The sequence below is a fragment of the Pseudomonas sp. Ors-4-3C genome (assembly GCF_055755035.1).
In genome coordinates this window covers 5,568,922-5,588,457 of sequence record NZ_CM146900.1, presented here as the reverse complement: position 1 = coordinate 5,588,457, position 19,536 = coordinate 5,568,922, and the positions used below count along the sequence as shown (strand labels likewise).

Sequence of the window (19,536 nt, the reverse complement as noted above, 5' to 3'; positions counted from 1 at the left end):
TAGGAGTGAGCCTGCTCGCGATAGCGGTAATTCAGTCACCACTAATGTGATTGGTAAACCGCTATCGCGAGCAGGCTCACTCCTACATTGGTTTTGCGTGGGGCTTAAGGTCGGGGTTGTTGGCTGAATTGCTGGCCTTGCTGAACAGCCCACGCGACAACCTTGGCCGTCAGCCGATCACTGGCCTGCCCAAACCCCGCCACCACCGCCGGCACCTGCACATCGTTCAACGGCTGACGCTCTTCGAAGCGGCGGCTGGCGAGGATCTTCTGGTCATAGCCGCGCACCAGCAGCGCATCGACGCGCACCACGACGCTGGCCTGATTGCCCTGATACTCGGTCTGAAAGGCCTGCAAATTGCCGCCCAGTTCCAGATCCGCGGCGAAGTTGCTGTCATCGGTACTGAGCAGCGTCACCCGACCATCCCGGGCAAAGCCATCCAGCAGCCGATTACGCACCAGCACCGGCGCCGGATCGCTCCAGCGCGAAGCCTTGTAGCTGCTGATCACGTCACCCTGGGGAATCACCGCGATGTTCGGCCGGTTCAGCGCTTCGCTGGCCTGCAACTTGTTCAGGCGCAGCGACCAGTGCTGGGTCGCTGCTGAGCTGGCCGAGGCGGGCGCTTGCGCGGCGGGCAGGCGATAGACGTCCGAAGGCTCGGCCTTGGGCAGGATCGAGCATGCCGAGAGCAGGGAGAAACTGGCGAGGAGAGCGAAGTGAGTCAGCTTCATGGGGTGAATTCCTTGTTCTTGTCACTGCCCAGCAGGTAGCCGCTGGGGTTGGCCTCAAGGCGTTGGGAAATGCCGCGCAGCGAGGTCAGGGTTTCGCGCAGTTCGCGGATCGCCGGGGCCAGGCCATTGAGGCCCTGCAGGCCGTTGTCGAGGGAGTTCTGGTTCTTGCTGAGCAAGCCGTTGATGGTGGCGCTGCTTTGCTCCAGCGACTTCATCGCCTGCTCGGCACTGCCCAGCGCCTGCTTGCCCTGATCGTTGAGCAGGCCGTTGGCGTTGCGCATCAACGCCGAGGTTTGCTCGAGCATGCTGCCGGCCTGCTTGCCGACGCTCGCCAGTTGCTGCATGGCCTGGCGCAGGTCGCCGCGCTGATCGTTGATCGAACCGGTGGTTTGCTCCAGATGCGCCAGGGTGTTGCTGACGCGCTCGACGTTCTCCGGGGAAAACATCTGGTTGGCATTGTTCAGCAGGGCGGTGATGCCGGTCATCAGGTCGTTGCTGTCGTTGAGCAGCCGGGAAATGGGCGAGGGCGCCGCGACGATGGTCGGCAATTCGCCATCATGTCCGCGCAGTTTCGGGCTCTCCGGGGTGCCGCCGCTGAGCTGGATGATCGAAGTGCCGGTGATCCCGGCCAGCGCCAGTTTGGCCTGGGTGTCTTCCTTGACCGGGGTGTCACCGCCCAGACGAATCCGCGCCAGCACCCGGCGGGGATCTTTCGGGTCGAGACGCAGGCTGACCACGTCACCGACCTTGATCCCGCTGTACTGCACCGGGCTGCCCTTGGACAGGCCGCTGACCGCCTCGTTGAAGACCACTTCGTAATCCTTGAACTCGCTGTCGACGCTGGACTTGGCCAGCCACAGGCCGAAGAGCAGGGCGCCTGCCACGACAATCACTGAGAACAGGCCGATCAACACATGATGGGCTCGGGTTTCCATGTCAGACCTCGTTGAGCAATTTGGCGGCGTCCAGCGCCGAGCGGCCGCGCGGGCCGTGGAAGTATTCGTGAATCCACGCGTCGTTGGTTTCCGAGACCACATCGATCGGGCCGGCCACCAGCACTTTCTTCTGCGCCAGGACTGCCACGCGGTCGGTGATGGTGTAGAGCGTGTCGAGGTCGTGGGTCACCAGAAACACGCTCAGGCCCAGTGCATCGCGCAGGGTCAGGATCAGTTGATCGAACGCTGCCGCGCCAATCGGGTCGAGGCCGGCGGTGGGTTCGTCGAGAAACAGAATGTCCGGATCCAGTGCCAGAGCCCGGGCCAACGCGGCGCGCTTGATCATCCCGCCGGACAGCGAGGCCGGGTATTTGTCCGCCGCCGACAACGGCAGCCCGGCCAGCGCCAGCTTCACCGCCGCCAGATGCTCGGCGTCGTTGCGGCTCAGGCCGGCGTGTTCGATCAGCGGCAGGGCGACGTTTTCGGTGACGGTCAGCGAGGAGAACAGCGCGCCTTTCTGGAACAGCACGCCGAAACGTCGCTCAACCAGCGAACGCTCATGCTCGGACAGGCTCGGCAGGTTCTGGCCGAACACCTTCACGTTGCCTTCGCTGGGCCGACGCAAACCGACAATGCTGCGCAGCAGCACCGATTTACCGCTGCCGGAACCGCCAACCACGGCGAGGATTTCGCCTTTGTACAAATCCAGATCAAGGTTCTCGTGCACGCTCTGGCTGCCAAAGCGATTGCACAGGCCACGGACTTCGATCACCGCCTCCGAGGGCGCGCGGGGTAGACGACTCACCAGCCCATCTCCATGAAGAACAGCGCAGCCACCGCATCGAGCACGATCACCACGAAAATCGACTGCACCACGGCAGACGTGGTGTGCGCGCCGACCGATTCGGCGCTGCCGCTGACCTTGAAGCCTTCCAGGCAACCGATCGTGGCGATCAGGAAAGCAAAGATCGGCGCCTTCACCAAGCCGACCAGAAAGTGCTGAATACCGATGTCGCTTTGCAGCAGCGAGAGGAACATCGCCGGCGAAATCCCCAGCGACACCGCGCACACCACACCGCCGCCGATGATCCCGCAGAGCATCGCCAGAAACGTCAGCATCGGCAGCGCCACCAGCATCGCCAATACCCGCGGCACCACCAGCAACTCCATCGGATCGAGGCCGAGGGTGCGGATCGCGTCGATCTCTTCATTGGCCTTCATCGAGCCGATCTGCGCGGTGAACGCACTGGCGGTGCGCCCGGCCATCAGGATCGCCGTGAGCAGCACACCGAATTCACGCAGGAAGGAGAAGCCCACCAGATCCACGGTGAATATCGTCGCTCCAAAACTGGCGAGCACCGTGGCGCCGAGAAACGCCACCACCGCACCGACCAGAAAGGTCAGCAGCGCCACGATCGGCGCGGCGTCGAGACCGGTCTGTTCGATGTGGGCAACGACGGGGGTGATGCGCCAACGCTTGGGGCGCAGCAGATTGCGGGCGATGGTTTCGAGGATCAGGCCGATGAAGCCCAGCACTTGCAGGGTGTCCTGCCAGACCGTTTCCACCGCGCGCCCGATGCGGGTCAGCAGTTGCACGCTGACGCTGACTTCCGGCTCCTTGATCGGCACGCAGAAATCGGTCAGCGAGCGATACACCGTTTGCAGCAGTGCGCGGTCAGCCTGGGAAATCGTGCAGTCGGGGTGTTCGGCGGATCTGCCCAGACGCTCGGAGCCGAGCAGTTCCACCAGCAACGAAGCGCCAGCGGTGTCGAGGGCGCCGAGGCTGTTGAGGTCGACCACGGTATTGGCGTCGTACTGGCCGCGGAGTTTTTCGGTCAGGTGCTTGAGGTCGGCGTAATGGGCAAGCGTCCAGTCCCCGGAAACCCGCAGGCGGGCAGGGCTGATCGAGGTGTCCAGCTGGGCATTACCGCTCATTGAGCTGCTGATCATAAGCTCCGTGCTTGTTCGGCTAAATACGCTGGCATACGTAATAGCACGAACCGGATTACTTTTCTTTGATCGCTGTGCTGTCGGTCACTTCGAAACGCAGCACGCCGATCACCTGACCGTCCTCGGTCAGCACCCGCACCTGCCACTTGCCCGCCGGGTTGCCGGGGAAGTTCTGCTTGTGCGTCCACGCCCGGTAGCCTTCCTTGCGCCCGCCGTGGATGTCGAGGGCGATGCGGTCGACTTCCTGACCGTTGAACTGCCACACATGGTAGATCCGCTCATCCAGCCCGCGCGGCGCATTGATCGCGGTGTAGGCGTAGAGGCCGCCGTTGCGGATCTGCTCGGCACTGACCTGTTCGAGGCTGTCGCCCGGGGTGCGATCCTGCAACTGAGTGCTGATCGCCACGTCGGTCATCCACAGCGTTGCCGGCGGCACCCACGAGCGCAGGGTCCAGCCGACCGCGCCGATGCCGACGGTAATGCACAGGATCGCCAGCGCGTTGCGCACCGTACGGATCGGGAAGATCGACGCCAGGCTCGGGAATGACAACACCACCGCCGTACCCAGCGCCCATTTGAAACTCTGCGCGGTGGTCAGGTGCATGATCACCGGCAACGCAGTGAGCAGGGCGGCGAACAGGGTCAGGGTGTGCAACGCGAGAAACGCCCAGCGCCGTGGCGCCAGCCATTTGTAATAGAGCGGATCGACAATCGAGATCAGCGCGGCGATGCACAGCAGCCCGGTGAAGATCAGTTGGCCGCTGTTCCAGGTGGTGGTGATGAAGAAGAACGGCAGGACGAAAAACAGGCTTTCCTGATGGATCATCTGCGTCGCGTAACGCAGCAGCGGCTGGGGGATTTCCCGCTTGAAGATGCGCGTGAACAGGCCGGTCAGGGTGTTTTCCAGCATCAGCCAGATCCAGCTGAGCAGCATGATGATGGTGATCCAGCTCGCCAGCCCCTGCTGGCGGTCGACCAGAATGAAACTGCCGACCCCGGAGATGAAACCGCCAAGCGCAATCACCCCGGGATAGCGCTTCATCAGCTCGAGAATACGCTGGATCAGGAGGGGGATTTTCGGCATGTGGGCGGTTCACGACTGGATAGGAAAAAACCTCGACAGAGTACCGTCCGCCGGGCGACGTGGCGAGGCTCCCGGTCAGTAAAATCACCACAGTTCCCTGTGGGAGCGGGCTTGCTCGCGAAGGCGGTGTGTCATTCAGCAATGATGTCGACTGACACGGCCCCTTCGCGAGCAAGCTCGCTCCCACAGGTTCAGTGGTCGGCTGGCTTACGGCGGTGCAAGCGCCAACCCACCAGAATGAGCAGCACGACGCCCAATCCACCCGCCACCAGCCACAACACCTCATCATCACTGAGCAACGGTTTCTCGATCCGCAGATACCCCGGTTGCAACAGCAACTCGCGCATGGCCTTGTTCGCCGTTTCCAGCGTCACGCCTTGCAGCTCACGGGCGGGGTTGGCGAAGCGGCCGTCTTCGTAGTCGCCCAGCGCGCTCCAGTAGTAATCGGCCATCGCGCTGTTGCCCTGGACCGCCCAGGCCTGATGGGCGATGGCGGCTTGTTTGATCCGGGCGAAGGTGTCCGGGTCGAGGCCGTTTTTCAGCAGATCGGCCTTGAGGTCTTCCAGCACCTGTTGGGCTTCGGCGAGGTCATCGCGATCGACGTCAGCATTGAGGCTCATGAAACCGACCCCGCCAAACACTTCACGCTCGGCCCACGGCCCGTAGGACAAGCCATGGTTCAGGCGGATCTGCCGGTACAGCGCCCAGTCGAGGTAGTCCTTGAGGATGTCGAAGGTCTCGTCGTATTGATCGTCGAGCATCGGCTCCGGCACCAGCCAGTGCAACTTGGCGCTGTCGCCGATGAAGCCGCGGGTGAGGGTGCGTTCATGGGCGGCGCTGGTGCGGATGTCCGGCAGCTCACGGTGCTCCGCCGGGTCCACCGCTTCGAGCGCGCCCCAGGTGCGTTCCAGATAGGCTGGCAGCAGTTTGTCGAGCTCGCCGACGACGATCAGGGTCATGTTGTTCGGCGCGTACCAGGTCTTGCGCACCTTCTCCAGTTGCTCCTGGGTCAGATGGCCGACTTCGGCGCGTTGCGGGCATTTCAGGCCCAGTTCCACGGCCAGTTGATTGCTCGCGGTGTGGCCCAGATCCTGGCGGTCGAGGAAGCGCTGCAGGCGCGTGTAATGGCCGCCGTCCTCACGCTCGACCACACGTTTGGCGGCGTTGATCGCGTTGTCGTCGATGCGGGTCTGGGTCAAAAGGTCGAGCAGCAGGTCGAGCACCTTGCGCTGATTCTTCGCCGGGGCTTCGATGACGAACGTGGTGTCGGCGTTGCTGGTGAACGCGTTCCACTCGCCGCCCAGCGCCTGCATGCGCTCCTCGAGCCCGCCTTCGCCCGTGGCATCGACGCCGCTGAACAGCAGATGCTCAAGCAGATGCGGCAGCTCTTTTTCATCGCAATCGAAATCGTCGAGACCAACGCCCACCACCAGACGAATCGCCACATGCCCGCGTTCGGTGCCGGGCTTGAGCAACAGCTGCAAACCGTTGGGCAGCGCATAGCCTTCGACCTGAAATCGATCAACAGCGAAGGCGGGCAGGGAACCGAGCAACAGACAGGCGAACAACAGGCAACGCATAACAGGCTTCCATACGGCTGATTTGGAGATCCGTGTCGTCAGTCAGGCCCTCGTCGCGAGCAGGCTCACTCCTACATTTGAAACGCGTTCCCCCTGTAGGAGTGAGCCTGCTCGCGATAGCGCCCTGAAGGCTGAATCAATGTTACTGACTGGCCCCAGCCCCAGACGTTCAAGGCGAATGCGTAATGTCTACCATATCGTCCGACTCCAGCGCCCCGGTGTCCGAGGTTTCCAGCACCACATAAGCACTGCTGCAAAACAGCGAATTCAAGCGTTTCATATCCGCAATCAACTCCAGATGCAGGGAGCTGGTTTCCAGACTCTGCACGATCTTGCGTTGCAAACGGCTGACATGCGCATGGGCCAAACGGCGTTCCTGTGCGCGGAAACGACGTTTCTCGCGTAACAGTTGCCGAGCACTTTCCTTGTCGCCGCTGAGGAACACCGACAGGCCCAGGCGCAGGTTGGCGATCAGTTGCTGATGCAACCCGGCCAGCTCTTCCAGACCGTCCTCGGAGAACGAGCGACGCTGCGAAGTCTTCTGCTGCTGCACCTTGCGCAGCATGCGTTCGATCAGGTCGCTGGCCAGTTTCAGATTGATCGCCAGCTCGATGGTCTCCGCCCAGCGCCGACTGTCCTGCTCGCCAAGGTCCTCGCGGGGCATTTGCGCCAGATACAGCTTGATCGCGCTGTACAGCGCTTCGACGTCATCGGTCAGACGGCGCATTTCCTGGGTGATGGCGGTCTGCTTGCCGCGCAGCACATCGAGCATCGCGTCGAGCATGTTGTCGATCAGGTCGCCCATGCGCAGGGTCTCGCGGGCGGCATTGGCCAGCGCCAGGCTCGGGGTGACCAGCGCCGTTGCATCGAGATGGCGCGGCTTGGCGGTGCCGTTGACCTCCGCACGCTCCGGCAGCAGCCAGGCACACAGCCGTGCCATCGGCGCCACGCTGGGCAGCAGGATCAGGCAGCGTGCGGTGTTGTAGAGCAGGTGGAAGCCGATGACCATTTCCTGCGGGCTGAAATCCAGGCCGTCCATCCAGTGCACCAGCGGATCGAGCACCGGGATGATCAGCAGCAGGCCAATCAGCTTGTACAACAGGCTGCCCAGCGCCACTTGCCGGCCCGCCGAGTTCTGCATGCTGGTGCTCATGAACGCCAGCACGCCGCTGCCGATGTTGGCGCCGATCACCAGACCAATCGCGACCGGCAGGCTGATCACGCTGGCGCCAGCGAGCGTTGCGGTCAGCAGCACGGCAGCGAGGCTGGAATAGGAAATCATCGCGAACAACGCGCCGACCAGGGCGTCGAGCAGAATGTCGCCGGTCAGCGAGGCAAAAATCACCTTCACCCCTTGGGCATGGGTGATCGGCGCAGCGGCCTCGACGATCAATTGCAGCGCGAGAATGATCAGTCCCAGGCCAATCGCCACCCGGCCCATCTGCCCGAGCCGCGTCTGTTTGCGCGACAGAAAGAAAATCACCCCGAGGAAAATCAGCAGCGGCGACAGCCACGACAGATCGAACGTCAGCACCCGCGCCATCAGCGCGGTACCGACGTCGGCGCCGAGCATGGTCGCCAGCGCCGGGGTCAGCGCCATCAGGCCCTGGCCGACGAAGGAGGTCACGAGCATGGCGGTGGCGTTGCTGCTCTGCACCATCGCGGTCACGACGATGCCGGCGACGAACGCGAGCCAGCGTTTAGACATGTTCTGGCCGATCACATGGCGCAGATTGGTGCCGTACACCCGCAGGATGCCGGTTCGGACGATATGCGTGCCCCAGATCAACAGGGCCACGGCAGAAAGCAAATTGAGCAGGGTGAGCATGCAGACCCCCTGTAATGGCAGCGCCCCAGAGGGGCAAGTTGACGGTACCGCGCGGTTTCTACGTTTTTGATACTTAAGCTGTAGTTGGCTAACGGACTGGGCGCCAGCATTGCACAGCTAAAGTGCGGATTGAAACAAAAGTGTCATGAAAATGGGTTTATTCACCTCATCTGAAATCAACGCGGTCCCCTGTAGGAGTGAGCCTGCTCGCGATAGGTCCATCAACTTCAACATCGTTGTTTACTGACGGACCGGCGATCGCGAGCAGGCTCACTCCTACAGGTATTACGGCTGCCCCGGATTCTTCTGTACCCCTGAACAACTTTGGGAGCGGGCCTGCTCGCGAAAGCGGTGGATCAGCCAACATTGTTGTCGACTGACACTCCGTCTTCGCGAGCAGGCTCGCTCCCACAGGGATGTTGCGTGATTCAGGACTACCGGATTACTGCCCCGGAACATCCTTGCGCAGTTTCACCGGATCTTGCTGCTGTTTCTTCCTGGCCATCGCGCCGCGCAGTTTGATGTTGATCGCTTCCACGGCCAGCGAGAACGCCATGGCGAAGTAGACGTAGCCTTTCGGTACGTGCACGTCGAACGATTCGGCGATCAGCACGGTACCGACCACCAGCAGGAACGACAGCGCCAGCATCTTCAGCGACGGGTGCTTGTCGATGAACTCGCTGATCTTGCCCGAGGCCGCCATCATTACCAGCACGGCGACGACGATTGCCGCGACCATCACCGGCACATGGGAAACCATGCCGACAGCGGTGATCACCGAGTCCAGCGAGAACACGATGTCGATGATCGCGATCTGGATGATCGTGTAGAGGAAGTTGCCGCCCTTGCCCGAAGGCTCGTCGCCGCTTTCGTCTTCGCCTTCCAGCGCGTGGTACATCTCTTGCGAGCTCTTCCACAGCAGGAACAGGCCACCGAAGAACAGGATCAGGTCACGCCCGGAAATGCCTTGGCCAAACACCACGAACAGGTCGGCGGTGAGGCGCATGACCCAGGTGATCGACAGCAGCAACAGGATCCGCGTGATCATCGCCAGGCCCAGGCCGAAGATGCGCGTGCGCTGCTGCATGTGCTTGGGCATGCGGCTGACCAGGATCGAAATCATGATGATGTTATCGATGCCCAGAACGATTTCCAGGGCGGTCAGGGTAAAGAAGGCAACCCAGATTTCGGGGTTGGTCAGCCAATCCATGTGTATTCCTTTGAGCGAGTGTTAAACCATGACGCCAGCAAGCAGCTGGCGTCATGGTGAGTGAATGCCGTTACAACGTGCTGAACAGCGGGAAAGTCCCCAGCAGCAAGGCGGCCACCAGTATGCACAGGCAGACCAGCACTGCCCACTTCAGGGTGAAACGTTGGTGATCACCGAACTCGATGCCGGCCAGCGCCACCAGCAGGTAGGTCGACGGCACCAGCGGGCTGAGCAAGTGGACGGGCTGACCGACGATCGAGGCACGGGCCATTTCCACTGCGGTGATGCCGTAATGGCTGGCCGCTTCGGAGAGCACCGGCAACACGCCGTAGTAGAACGCGTCGTTCGACATGAAGAACGTGAACGGCATGCTCACCAGCGCCGTGATCACCGCCAGGTACGGGCCGAGGAAGTCCGGAATCACTGCCAGCAGACTTTTCGACATGGCGTCGACCATGCCGGTTCCGGACAGAATACCGGTGAAGATACCCGCAGCGAAAATCAGACTGACCACCGACAGCACGCTGCCGGCGTGGGCCGCAACGCGGTCCTTCTGCATTTGCAGGCACGGGTAGTTGACGATCATCGCGATGCTGAACGCCACCATGAACAACACCGGCAGCGGCAGCAGGCCGGCGATCAGGGTGCACATCAGCGCCAGGGTCAGCAGGCCGTTGAACCAGATCAGCTTCGGACGGCGGGCATCGGGGAATTGCGACACGCTGATTTCGCTGTGGTCGATTTCGTCGCCGATCAGGTGCAGCTCGCCCAGACGCGCACGCTCACGTTTGCCGTAGAAGTAGGCAATGATCAGGATCGCCACCACACCGGCGGCCATGGCCGGGATCATCGGCACGAAGATGTCCGACGGGTCCACATGCAGCGCACTGGCGGCACGCGCGGTCGGGCCGCCCCACGGGGTCATGTTCATCACGCCACCGGCGAGGATGATCAGACCGGCCATGATCCGCGGGCTCATGCCGATGCGGCTGTACAGCGGCAGCATGGCGGCCACGCAGATCATGTAAGTGGTCGCGCCGTCACCATCGAGGGAAACGACGAGCGCCAGCACGGCGGTACCGACCGAAACTTTCAGCGGGTCGCCCTTGACCAGTTTGAGGATCTTGCGCACGGCCGGGTCGAACAGGCCGGAGTCGATCATCAGGGCGAAGTACAGAATGGCGAACATCAGCATCACGCCGGTCGGCGCAAGCTTGGTAATACCTTCGAGCATCATCGGGCCGATCTTCGGCGCGAAACCACCGAACAGGGCGAACAGGATCGGGATGATGATCAGGGCGATCAGCGCAGACAGGCGCTTGGTCATGATCAGGAACATGAACGTGATGACCATGGCAAAGCCAAGGAAAGTCAGCATGGGAATACTCCAAGCGTAGCGCGGCTAATTGAGTGAGCGGATCGGAGGGGATCAGCGCAGAACGGGAAGCACGAGACGTACGGGTGGAGTGACAGCGAAGAGGCGGGTTACAGAGGACATCAGATCACCATTGTTGTTGTTAATTGGGCCTGACGTGCGAGCGATCACACGCGCTGGCCAACCGGTCTGTTGCCGGTAGTGGCGGCGATCCTAATCGGGCAACCTTTCAGCTACCTTTCGCGGATGAAAGGTCTGACGAGAGGCGCGGCCACTTTCATGCAACCTGAAGGAGATACAACGATGAACGTCGTAAGACCTTTCTGTAGTTTCTGAGGGAGCGTCTTCACCCGCTGTATGGAAGGGAAACGCAATGCTAGGCTTGCGCCACTGCAATGTTTGAGAGGAGCTCCAACCAATGCTTAATAGCGTTGAATTAGATAATTTCGGCCCGCTACAAAAAATCCGCTGGGGCAAGCTCTCAAACTTGAATCTGATTATCGGAGCAAACAGCAGCGGCAAGACGTTTTTGCTCAAAGCGCTTTACTGCACGATGCGCACGCTCGAAGAGTACCAGCGTGGAAATGAACAACGTTCCGCCGCGGAGATACTGGCAGACAAACTTTACTGGACGTTTCAGGCAGACAAGATTGGCGACCTGGTAACAAAAAGCGCAGACGGTCCGTTGATGTGCAAGGTCAACGTTGACTCTCGAGCGTTTCGGTACGGATTCGGCAAAGACACGACAAAGAACATTGCCACGTTAGAAAATCACGTCCCTCCACGAGGCAGCAACTCAATATTTCTTCCTCCCAAGGAAGTACTTTCCCTGCAACACATTATTCTGAAAAGCCGTGACATCGATAAAGACTTCGGTTTCGACGACACCTATTACGATCTGGCGAAAGCACTCCGCCTCCTACCGACGAAAGGAAAAAATCACGCTCATTTCGCAAAGGCCAGGGAGAATCTGGAGGAGATGTTCGGCGGCAAGGTGGAATTCGACAGCAGTACAAATCGCTGGCAATTCAAAAAAGGCAATCAGAAGTTCCAGATTGGCTCTACTGCTGAGGGCATCAAGAAAATTGCCATTCTCGACACCTTGCTGGGCAATCGATTCCTGACCAAAGATTCCATGGTATTCATCGACGAACCCGAGTCGGCCTTGCATCCGGTAGCCATCACCAGGCTCGTCGATATCATTGTGTCTCTGGCCGAAAGCGGGATTCAGTTTTTCATTGCCAGCCACTCGTATTTCGTCATTAAAGCGCTGTATCTCGCGGCGCAAAAACAGAACATGTCTATCCCTGTTCTCTCGTCAATTGACGGCGAATGGCTCGGTGATGATCTTCTCAAAGGTATGCCGGACAACCCCATCGTCGATGAGTCCATTCGTCTTTATGAAGAGGAAGTGGAGCTGGCTCTGGGATGACTATTTCAATCGAAGAATCAGGGATGATTTTCGGGCCGTTTTCAGAGGATCAGCTTTTTCCGATCGAAAACAGTCCACTGTCCAAAAAAATAGGAAACGGCATCAAGGTCACTGAGTTTGTTCTACTTCGCGATCTTCAGGACAAACCTCAGGAAGTCTGGTTTGTAGAGGCAAAATCAAGTGCTCCTCGGCAGACCGAAGTATTCGTAGAAGAGATCAGGCAAAAATTCACCAACTCAGTGCAATTGACGCTTGCGGCCTGCCTTAGGCGGCACCCTCACAGTGATGAACACCTTCCAGCGGGTTTCTTGAATCTTGATCTCTCAAACTGCGCCATAAAATGCATTCTGGTCATAAACCAATTTCCAAAGGAATGGATGATCGGACTACGTGACGCGCTGAATAAGGCAATGAGCTCTTTAGCGAAGACTCTCGGGCTAAAACCGGGCTCAGTCGTCGTCATTAATGACGAAATGGCACGGGCCAGGAATCTGATAAGTTAACTAAGAGGGCAGGCGATGACTTTATCGCACAGCGGTGGCTGCCATTGCGGACATATCCGCTATCGGTTCAGCGGGCCATTGCAGGACATTGCCCACTGCCACTGCTCGATCTGCCGCAAGGTCAGCGGTGGAATCGTCACCACCTGGATCACGGTTCCGGCAGCCAGCTTTCATTGGCTGGCGGGGACGCCTTCGCGCTATGACTCGTCGGACAGTTGCGCGCGGTATTTCTGTCCGCGTTGTGGCGCGCAGCTGGCTCTGGTGACATTGCTCAGTCCCGAGAGCATCGATGTGACCATCGCCACGCTGGATCACCCGGAGCGGGCGCCGGCCGAGCGGCACATCTGGACCGACAGCCAATTGCCCTGGCTGCATCTGGACGAGCATCTGCCGGGCGAGCCTGAAGAAACGCTTTGATCAGAAAATAGACAGATCCAGCGGACGCATCGCTCCCATCCAGATCGCATGCTCAGTGTGATCGAGCAAGTCATCGCCGGTGTCCGGGTGGAGGAACACCACCAGCCCCTTGCGATTGAGCGCCAGCCACGGCAACAGATCGCCGATCAGCTGCGGGCCGAAAGCCAACTGGCAGCTCCAGTCCGGGTGTGGGCCGACCGGACGTTCGTGCATCCGGCCCATCTGCACTGGAAACAACTGCGCGGCCTGTTCGCACAAGGCCCGGGCCTGAGCAATCGTGCTGGCGTCGTAATAAATATGGGCGTGGTAGCCCTTGATCGTGTGCATTTGAAAGCCTCTGAATCGAATTCGAACCCTCGCCGTTTCCTGTAGGTCACACGCCATATGACAGGAACAGGAGCTCAGCCATGAAAAATGCCGAAACCCCGACGGTGAAAGTGGTGCTCTATGGTGCCATGGCCAGCCTCGGCGGTGCGTTGATGGCTGAATTGCTGCGACGGCAGCACGAAGTGATCGCGATTCTCGACGATTTGAACGTACTCGCACCACGTCCCGGCCTGCGCACCAAAAGCGGCGATCTGTTCGATGCCGAGCGGGTCAAGCAAAGCGTAGCGGGCAGCTCGGCGGTGATCTGTCTGCTGGATGCTCCGGGTTTGCCGTTCAGCAGCGACCATGTGGAAAGGTCCGTGGTGCTCGGCCCGGTGGAACAGGTGCTGGCGGTCGATGCGTTGGTCGACGGCCTGCAAGCGGCCAACGTTTCCAGGCTGTTCCTGGTGGGGAATTTTGCCGTGCTCGACGAGCCGGAGCTGGACGACGGGCTGCAACGCCACGCCGCCGAAGAAATCCGCGAAGCCCTGCAAAGCAGCCCGCTGCAGTGGACACTGGTTAATGCGCCCCACGGGGTAGCGGGGCTGACCATTGAGCATTTCAGTCAGGTGGGCGGCAATCTGGAGCCGGGACTGGCGGAGCCGCTGGAACGGCTGAACCGGGTCGCGGTGGGGATTGCCGATGAGCTGCGATTGAACCTGCATGTGGGGCAACATGTGAATTTTGTCGCCGCAACTGGCTGAGCGTTCAAACCGCAATCGACGGTAACGCTAACCCGGCGAGAGATTCGGCGCTGCTGGCCTGTTCCGCCATCAACCAATCGACAAACTGCTGAATCAACGCGCCCCGGCGTTTGCGTTGCGGCAGCACCACGTAATACCCCAGACGCGACAACGTGGTCTCGGCGATTGGCCGACAGAGCAAGCCTTGGCTCAGCAAGTTATCCACAAGGTGGCGCCAGCCGATGGCCACGCCCTGACCGCCAATCGCCGCTTGAATCAACAGCGTGTAATTGTCGAAGCGCAATTGGCCCGGTGCTGGCGGGGTGCTGATACCCAGTTCGCGAAACAGCCCGCTCCAGTCAAACCAGTTGCTGCTGTTCTCCCCGCGCAGGTGCAGCAGCGGCAACTCCAGCAATGCCTGAGCGGGCAAGGGCAGGGCACGCTCCTTGAGCAATTGCGGACTGCATACGGGAAACACTTCTTCGCTGAACAGCCAATGGCTTTCGCCCTGCTTGAAGCGCCCGTCTCCAAACAAGATCGCGACATCGATGTCGGTGCGCAGCATGTTGTGGTTGCGCTCGCTGGTGACCAGGCTGACGTCGACATTCGGATTGGCTTCGTGGAAGCGATGCAGGCGCGGCATCAGCCAGTACGCCGCAAACGCGAAGTCGGTGGCGACCTGCAATACCTCATGCTGTTGCTGCGCGCTGATCGCGCTCAAGCCTGCGTCGATGTTCTGCAAACCGAGCTGAACCTGCTCGAACAGGATTGTCCCGCCCTCGGTCAGTTCGATGCCGCGGTAGATCCGGTCAAACAGTCGTGCGCCCAGCTGTTCTTCCAGACGCTTGATCTGCTGGCTGATCGCTGGCTGTGTGGTGCCCAGCTCCACCGCCGCCGCGGTAAAGCTGCGGTGACGGGCCGCCGCCTCAAAGGCGCGCAACAGGTCGAGAGACAGATTGCCGAGGGCTTCATACATAAGCTGTGCTTATCCTAGTCATTGTCCGGCGCGGGCTTTACCGGACACAGCATGGACTCCATGCTCGATCGCAGCAATGTCGCATAAATATTCACTATGGAATGCCGCGATCACATGAAGCGCAAGAACATTCTCTTCATCATGGCCGATCAAATGGCCGCGCCAATGTTGCCGATCTACGGCCCGTCGCCAATCAAACTGCCGAATCTTTCGCGCCTCGCCGCTCAGGGCGTGGTGTTCGACGCCGCTTATTGCAACAGTCCGCTGTGCGCGCCGTCGCGCTTCACCCTGGTCAGCGGCCAGCTGCCGAGCAAGATCGGCGCCTACGACAACGCCGCCGATTTCCCCGCCGACATTCCGACCTACGCCCATTACCTGCGCCGCCTCGGCTACCGCACCGCGCTGTCGGGCAAGATGCATTTCTGCGGCCCGGATCAATTGCACGGCTACGAAGAGCGCCTGACCAGCGACATCTACCCGGCCGATTACGGCTGGGCGGTGAACTGGGACGAGCCGGACGTGCGCCCGAGCTGGTATCACAACATGTCGTCGGTGCTGCAGGCCGGGCCGTGCGTGCGCACCAACCAGCTCGACTTCGATGAAGAGGTGGTGTTCAAGGCCCAGCAATACCTGTTCGATCACATTCGCGAGGACGGCGATCAGCCGTTCTGCCTGACCGTTTCGATGACTCACCCACACGACCCATACACGATTCCCAAGGCGTTCTGGGATTTGTACGACGACGGTGACATCCCGTTGCCGACCACCCCGGAACAACATTCCCTCGATCCACACTCGCAACGCCTGCTCAAGGTCTACGACCTTTGGGACAAACCGCTGCCTGTGGATAAAATTCGCGATGCGCGCCGTGCCTATTTCGGCGCGTGCAGCTATATCGACGCCAACGTCGGCAAACTCCTGCAAACCCTCGAAGATACCGGGCTGATCGACGACACCATCATCGTCTTCTCCGGCGACCACGGCGACATGCTTGGCGAGAAAGGCCTCTGGTACAAAATGCACTGGTTCGAGATGGCCGCGCGGGTGCCGCTGTTGATCAGCGCTCCGGGGCAGTTCGCTGCCGGCCGGGTCAGCGCTGCGGTGTCCACCGCTGACCTGTTGCCGACCTTCGTCGAACTGGCCGGCGGCAGCCTGGAACCGAACTTGCCGCTGGACGGCCGCTCGCTGCTGACGCACCTGCAAGGGCAGGGCGGGCATGACGAAGTATTCGGCGAGTACATGGCGGAGGGCACGGTCAGCCCGCTGATGATGATCCGTCGCGGCGCCTACAAATTTATCTACAGTGAAAGCGACCCGTGCCTACTCTTCGATGTGCACAACGATCCGCGTGAACTCGAAGAACTCAGCCAGTCGCCGCAACATCGCCAGCTGTTCGACGAATTTCTCGCCGAAGCGCGGGCCAAGTGGGACATCCCGGCGGTTCACCGCGAGGTGCTCGCCAGCCAGCGTCGCCGACGTTTTGTCGCCGACGCCCTGACCATCGGCAAGCTGAAGAGCTGGGATCACCAGCCGCTGGTGGACGCCAGTCAGCAGTACATGCGCAACCACATCGACCTCGACGATCTGGAGCGCAAGGCCCGTTATCCACAACCCTGCCAAAATCAATAATGTAAGGGGAAGTCCATGCGCAAGTTATCCACAGCACTGACGATTGGCCTGCTGGCTCTGGGCAGTGCTTCGGCATTCGCCGAGCAAAGCTGCGAAACGGTGAAAATGGCCGACCCGGGCTGGAGCGACATCGCCGCGACCAACGCCATCGCCGGGTTTCTGCTGGACGGCATGGGCTACAAGGCGAAGGTCGACACCCTCGCGGTGCCGATCACCTTCGGTGGTTTGAAGGACGGTCAGGTGGATGTGTTCCTCGGCAACTGGATGCCGGCGCAGCAGGGCTTCTACGACAAGTTCGTCGCCACCGGTGACGTCACGCAACTGGCGAAGAACCTCGACGGCACCGAGTTCACCCTCGCCGTCCCGGATTATGTGTGGGACGCCGGTGTGCATGACTTTGCCGACCTGAACAAATACGCCGACAAGTTCGACAAGAAGATCTACGGCATCGGTTCCGGGGCGCCCGCGAACATTTCGCTGCAGGAAATCATCAAGAAGAACGACTTCGACCTCGGTCAGTGGAAGCTGATCGAATCCAGCGAACAGGCGATGCTCGCCGAAGTCTCGCGGGCGGTGAAGAAACAGAAATTCGTCACCTTCCTCGGCTGGACCCCGCACCCGATGAACGTGCAGCTGAAGATGCATTACCTCAAGGGCGGCGAGAAGTATTTCGGCGACACCGGCAGCGTCTATACCCTCACGCGCAAGGGCTACGCCGAGGCCTGTCCGAATGTGGGCAAGTTGCTGACCAACCTGGCGTTCACCCAGGACATGGAGAACAGCATCATGGCTGAGGTGGTGAACAAGAAAGTCAGCAATGCCGATGCGGTGAAGGCATGGATCAAAGCCAATCCGGCGGTGCTGGACAAGTGGCTGGATGGGGTGAAGACCGTGGATGGCAAGGATGCTTTGGCGGCTGTAAAGGCAAAGCTTTGACCGTGGGGTGGCTTTGAATTTTGCTCGGCTTGAGATTTTTGCCCCCTCACCCCAGCCCTCTCCCCCAGAGGGGGCGAGGGGGAAGGGAGCCGATCTTTATGTTGTTCAGAACCTGAGTTCGACTGGATATCTCAGGTCGGCGTACTTCCCTCTTTCACCTCGATCAGTGCCCTCTCCCTCCGGGAGAGGGTTAGGGTGAGGGCCTTTACCCTGGCACCCTGATAACCTTGAACAAAACCCGCCCGCGAGGACCCATGGCCCTGCCCAGTCGCCATTCACTTTTCCCCTTCCTCACCTGGCTGCCCCGGCAAACCCGCGCCAGCGTCGGCCGGGATCTGGTCGTTGGCCTGAGCGGTGCCATTCTCGCGCTGCCACAGTCGATCGCCTACGCGCTGATCGCCGGCCTGCCGCCGGAATACGGCCTCTATGCCGCGATCATCCCGGTGCTGATCGCCTGCCTGTGGGGTTCCTCGTGGCATCTGATCTGCGGCCCGACTGCAGCGATTTCGATTGTGCTGTATGCCAGCGTCAGTCCCTTGGCCGTGCCCGCGTCCCAGGACTACATCACTCTGATTCTGCTGCTGAGCTTTCTGGCGGGGATTTTTCAGTGGCTGCTCGGCCTGCTGCGCTTCGGCGCGCTGGTGAATTTCGTCTCGCATTCGGTGGTGCTCGGCTTCACCCTCGGCGCGGCGGTGGTGATTGCCATCGGCCAGTTGCCGAATCTGCTGGGGCTGGATCTGCCGGCCAAAGCCACGGCCCTGGACAGCCTGATGGATCTGCTGCAGCACCTGCAGGCTGTGGATAAACCTTCATTGGTATTGGGCGTGGCCACGGTGGTGGTCGGTTTCGTGCTCAGACAATTGCTGCCGCGCTGGCCGACCCTGTTGATAACGCTGGTGCTCGGCAGCCTGCTGGTGTGGCTGTGGCCGACGATGTTCGGCCACGTGCATCGGGTCAGCGCCTTTGTCGGGCGCTTGCCGCCGTTCAGCGCGTTGCCGCTGGATCTGGATCTGGTGCTGCGTTTGCTGCCGAGCGCCGTGGCGGTGGGCATGCTCGGGCTGGTAACGAGTCTGTCGATTGCCCGTTCGATTGCCGCGCGCTCCCAGCAGTTGCTCGATGCCAATCAGGAAGTCCGTGCGCAGGGTCTATCGAACATCGTCGGGGCGTTCTTTTCCGGCTCGTTGTCCGCCGGCTCGTTCACCCGCTCAGGTCTGAGTTACGAGGCCGGTGCCTGTTCGCCGCTGGCCGGGGTGTTTTCGGCGATCTGGGTCGCGCTGTTCGCGATTTTCGGCGCCGGGCTGATTTCACACATTCCCATTCCGGCGATGGCCGGAAGCATTCTGCTGATCGCCTGGGGGCTGGTGGATCATCGCGGGATTCGTTCGCTGCTGCGGGTCAGCCGCGCCGAGTTCGTGGTCATGGCCCTGACCTGCCTCGCCACCCTGCTGCTGGAATTGCAGACGGCAATCTACGCCGGAGTGCTGGCGTCGCTGTTCTTCTACCTCAAGCGCACCTCGCAACCGCGGGTACAGCACTGGCGCGAGGGTGAGGAGGATGTGTTGCGGGTTGGCGGCTCGATTTTCTTCGGCGCCAGCCATTACCTGCAAGTGCGCCTGCAACGGCTGCACGGCACGCGGGTGGTGATCGAGGCGCAGCAGATCAACTTCATCGATTATTCGGGGGTGGAAATGCTGCATCAGGAGGCGCGGCGCCTGCTGCGTCAGGATCGCAGCCTGACCCTGCGCCGAGCGCGGCCGCAGGTGGTGGAGGAGTTGAGAAAGCTGGAAGGGCCGGAGAAATGCCCGATCCGGTTTGAGGATTGATCCAGAATCGGCGGTGCGGCCATTCGCGAGCAAGCCCGCTCCCACATTTGATCGCATTCCAATGTGGGAGCGGGCTTG

The 19,536-nt window shown here is 60.7% G+C and carries 18 protein-coding genes; 7 read left to right on the top strand and 11 right to left on the bottom strand.

Features of this window, described 5'->3' with window-relative positions:
* Positions 1-104 precede the first annotated feature (104 nt).
* The 9 genes from ACVHNU_RS25340 to ACVHNU_RS25300 form a co-directional block, all read right to left on the bottom strand.
* Entirely contained in the window at positions 105-731 is a 627-nt protein-coding gene (locus tag ACVHNU_RS25340) for an ABC-type transport auxiliary lipoprotein family protein (protein ID WP_473018515.1), read from the bottom strand.
* Positions 728-1,666 carry an MlaD family protein gene (locus ACVHNU_RS25335; RefSeq protein ID WP_103483975.1) on the bottom strand — a complete coding sequence of 313 codons (939 nt, stop codon included), beginning with the start codon at positions 1,664-1,666 and terminating at the stop codon, positions 728-730. Before ACVHNU_RS25335 ends, ACVHNU_RS25340 begins: the two co-directional genes overlap by 4 nt.
* Before the next feature lies 1 nt (position 1,667).
* A complete protein-coding gene (locus ACVHNU_RS25330; protein WP_103483976.1) occupies positions 1,668-2,471 on the bottom strand; it encodes an ABC transporter ATP-binding protein in 804 nt (267 codons plus the stop codon).
* Positions 2,468-3,616 (bottom strand): ABC transporter permease, encoded by a 1,149-nt coding sequence (locus ACVHNU_RS25325; protein ID WP_045122236.1) that lies wholly within the window; start codon positions 3,614-3,616, stop codon positions 2,468-2,470. Before ACVHNU_RS25325 ends, ACVHNU_RS25330 begins: the two co-directional genes overlap by 4 nt.
* 55 nt (positions 3,617-3,671) lie before the next feature.
* Positions 3,672-4,700, bottom strand: a complete 1,029-nt coding sequence (locus ACVHNU_RS25320) for a DUF5924 family protein (protein WP_201136157.1) — start codon at positions 4,698-4,700, stop codon at positions 3,672-3,674.
* 191 nt (positions 4,701-4,891) lie between these two features.
* Entirely contained in the window at positions 4,892-6,280 is a 1,389-nt protein-coding gene (locus ACVHNU_RS25315) for a M16 family metallopeptidase (protein ID WP_473018514.1), read from the bottom strand.
* A gap of 169 nt (positions 6,281-6,449) precedes the next feature.
* Positions 6,450-8,108, bottom strand: a complete 1,659-nt coding sequence (locus ACVHNU_RS25310; protein WP_262142544.1) for a Na/Pi cotransporter family protein — start codon at positions 8,106-8,108, stop codon at positions 6,450-6,452.
* 442 nt (positions 8,109-8,550) lie between these two features.
* On the bottom strand, positions 8,551-9,318 hold the full coding sequence (locus ACVHNU_RS25305) for a TerC family protein (RefSeq protein ID WP_027610258.1): 768 nt from the start codon (positions 9,316-9,318) through the stop codon (positions 8,551-8,553).
* Positions 9,319-9,388: 70 nt separating this feature from the next.
* Positions 9,389-10,696: a CitMHS family transporter gene (locus ACVHNU_RS25300; protein ID WP_007954069.1), complete on the bottom strand. Its 1,308-nt coding sequence runs from the start codon at positions 10,694-10,696 to the stop codon at positions 9,389-9,391.
* A 415-nt stretch (positions 10,697-11,111) separates the two neighbouring features.
* On the opposite strand from ACVHNU_RS25300, the gene ACVHNU_RS25295 reads away from it, so the two are divergent.
* The 3 genes from ACVHNU_RS25295 to ACVHNU_RS25285 are packed head-to-tail and all read left to right on the top strand — an operon-like array spanning position 11,112 to position 13,045.
* Entirely contained in the window at positions 11,112-12,125 is a 1,014-nt protein-coding gene (locus ACVHNU_RS25295) for an AAA family ATPase (protein ID WP_262142542.1), read from the top strand.
* Complete coding sequence (locus tag ACVHNU_RS25290; RefSeq protein ID WP_103483982.1) at positions 12,122-12,628, top strand: hypothetical protein; 507 nt, start codon at positions 12,122-12,124, stop codon at positions 12,626-12,628. The genes ACVHNU_RS25295 and ACVHNU_RS25290 overlap by 4 nt, the downstream gene beginning before the upstream one ends.
* A gap of 15 nt (positions 12,629-12,643) precedes the next feature.
* Positions 12,644-13,045, top strand: coding sequence for a GFA family protein (locus ACVHNU_RS25285; protein WP_103483983.1), 402 nt, complete (start codon positions 12,644-12,646; stop codon positions 13,043-13,045).
* Here ACVHNU_RS25285 and ACVHNU_RS25280 read toward each other — a convergent pair whose 3' ends face one another.
* A complete protein-coding gene (locus ACVHNU_RS25280) occupies positions 13,046-13,372 on the bottom strand; it encodes a DOPA 4,5-dioxygenase family protein (RefSeq protein WP_103522039.1) in 327 nt (108 codons plus the stop codon).
* 80 nt (positions 13,373-13,452) lie between these two features.
* Between ACVHNU_RS25280 and ACVHNU_RS25275 the strand changes: the two genes are divergently transcribed.
* Complete coding sequence (locus ACVHNU_RS25275) at positions 13,453-14,115, top strand: NAD(P)-dependent oxidoreductase (RefSeq protein WP_473018513.1); 663 nt, start codon at positions 13,453-13,455, stop codon at positions 14,113-14,115.
* Positions 14,116-14,119: 4 nt separating this feature from the next.
* On the opposite strand, the gene ACVHNU_RS25270 is transcribed toward ACVHNU_RS25275, so the two are convergent.
* Positions 14,120-15,070, bottom strand: coding sequence for a choline sulfate utilization transcriptional regulator (locus ACVHNU_RS25270; RefSeq protein ID WP_473018512.1), 951 nt, complete (start codon positions 15,068-15,070; stop codon positions 14,120-14,122).
* A 114-nt stretch (positions 15,071-15,184) separates the two neighbouring features.
* Between ACVHNU_RS25270 and betC the strand changes: the two genes are divergently transcribed.
* The 3 genes from betC (at position 15,185) to ACVHNU_RS25255 (ending at position 19,458) form a co-directional block, all read left to right on the top strand.
* Positions 15,185-16,699: a choline-sulfatase gene (gene betC / locus ACVHNU_RS25265; protein ID WP_473018511.1), complete on the top strand. Its 1,515-nt coding sequence runs from the start codon at positions 15,185-15,187 to the stop codon at positions 16,697-16,699.
* A 15-nt stretch (positions 16,700-16,714) separates the two neighbouring features.
* Positions 16,715-17,635, top strand: a complete 921-nt coding sequence (choX, locus tag ACVHNU_RS25260) for a choline ABC transporter substrate-binding protein (RefSeq protein ID WP_003220255.1) — start codon at positions 16,715-16,717, stop codon at positions 17,633-17,635.
* Between the two features lie 254 nt (positions 17,636-17,889).
* Positions 17,890-19,458, top strand: coding sequence for a SulP family inorganic anion transporter (locus ACVHNU_RS25255; RefSeq protein WP_003220253.1), 1,569 nt, complete (start codon positions 17,890-17,892; stop codon positions 19,456-19,458).
* Positions 19,459-19,536 lie beyond the last annotated feature (78 nt).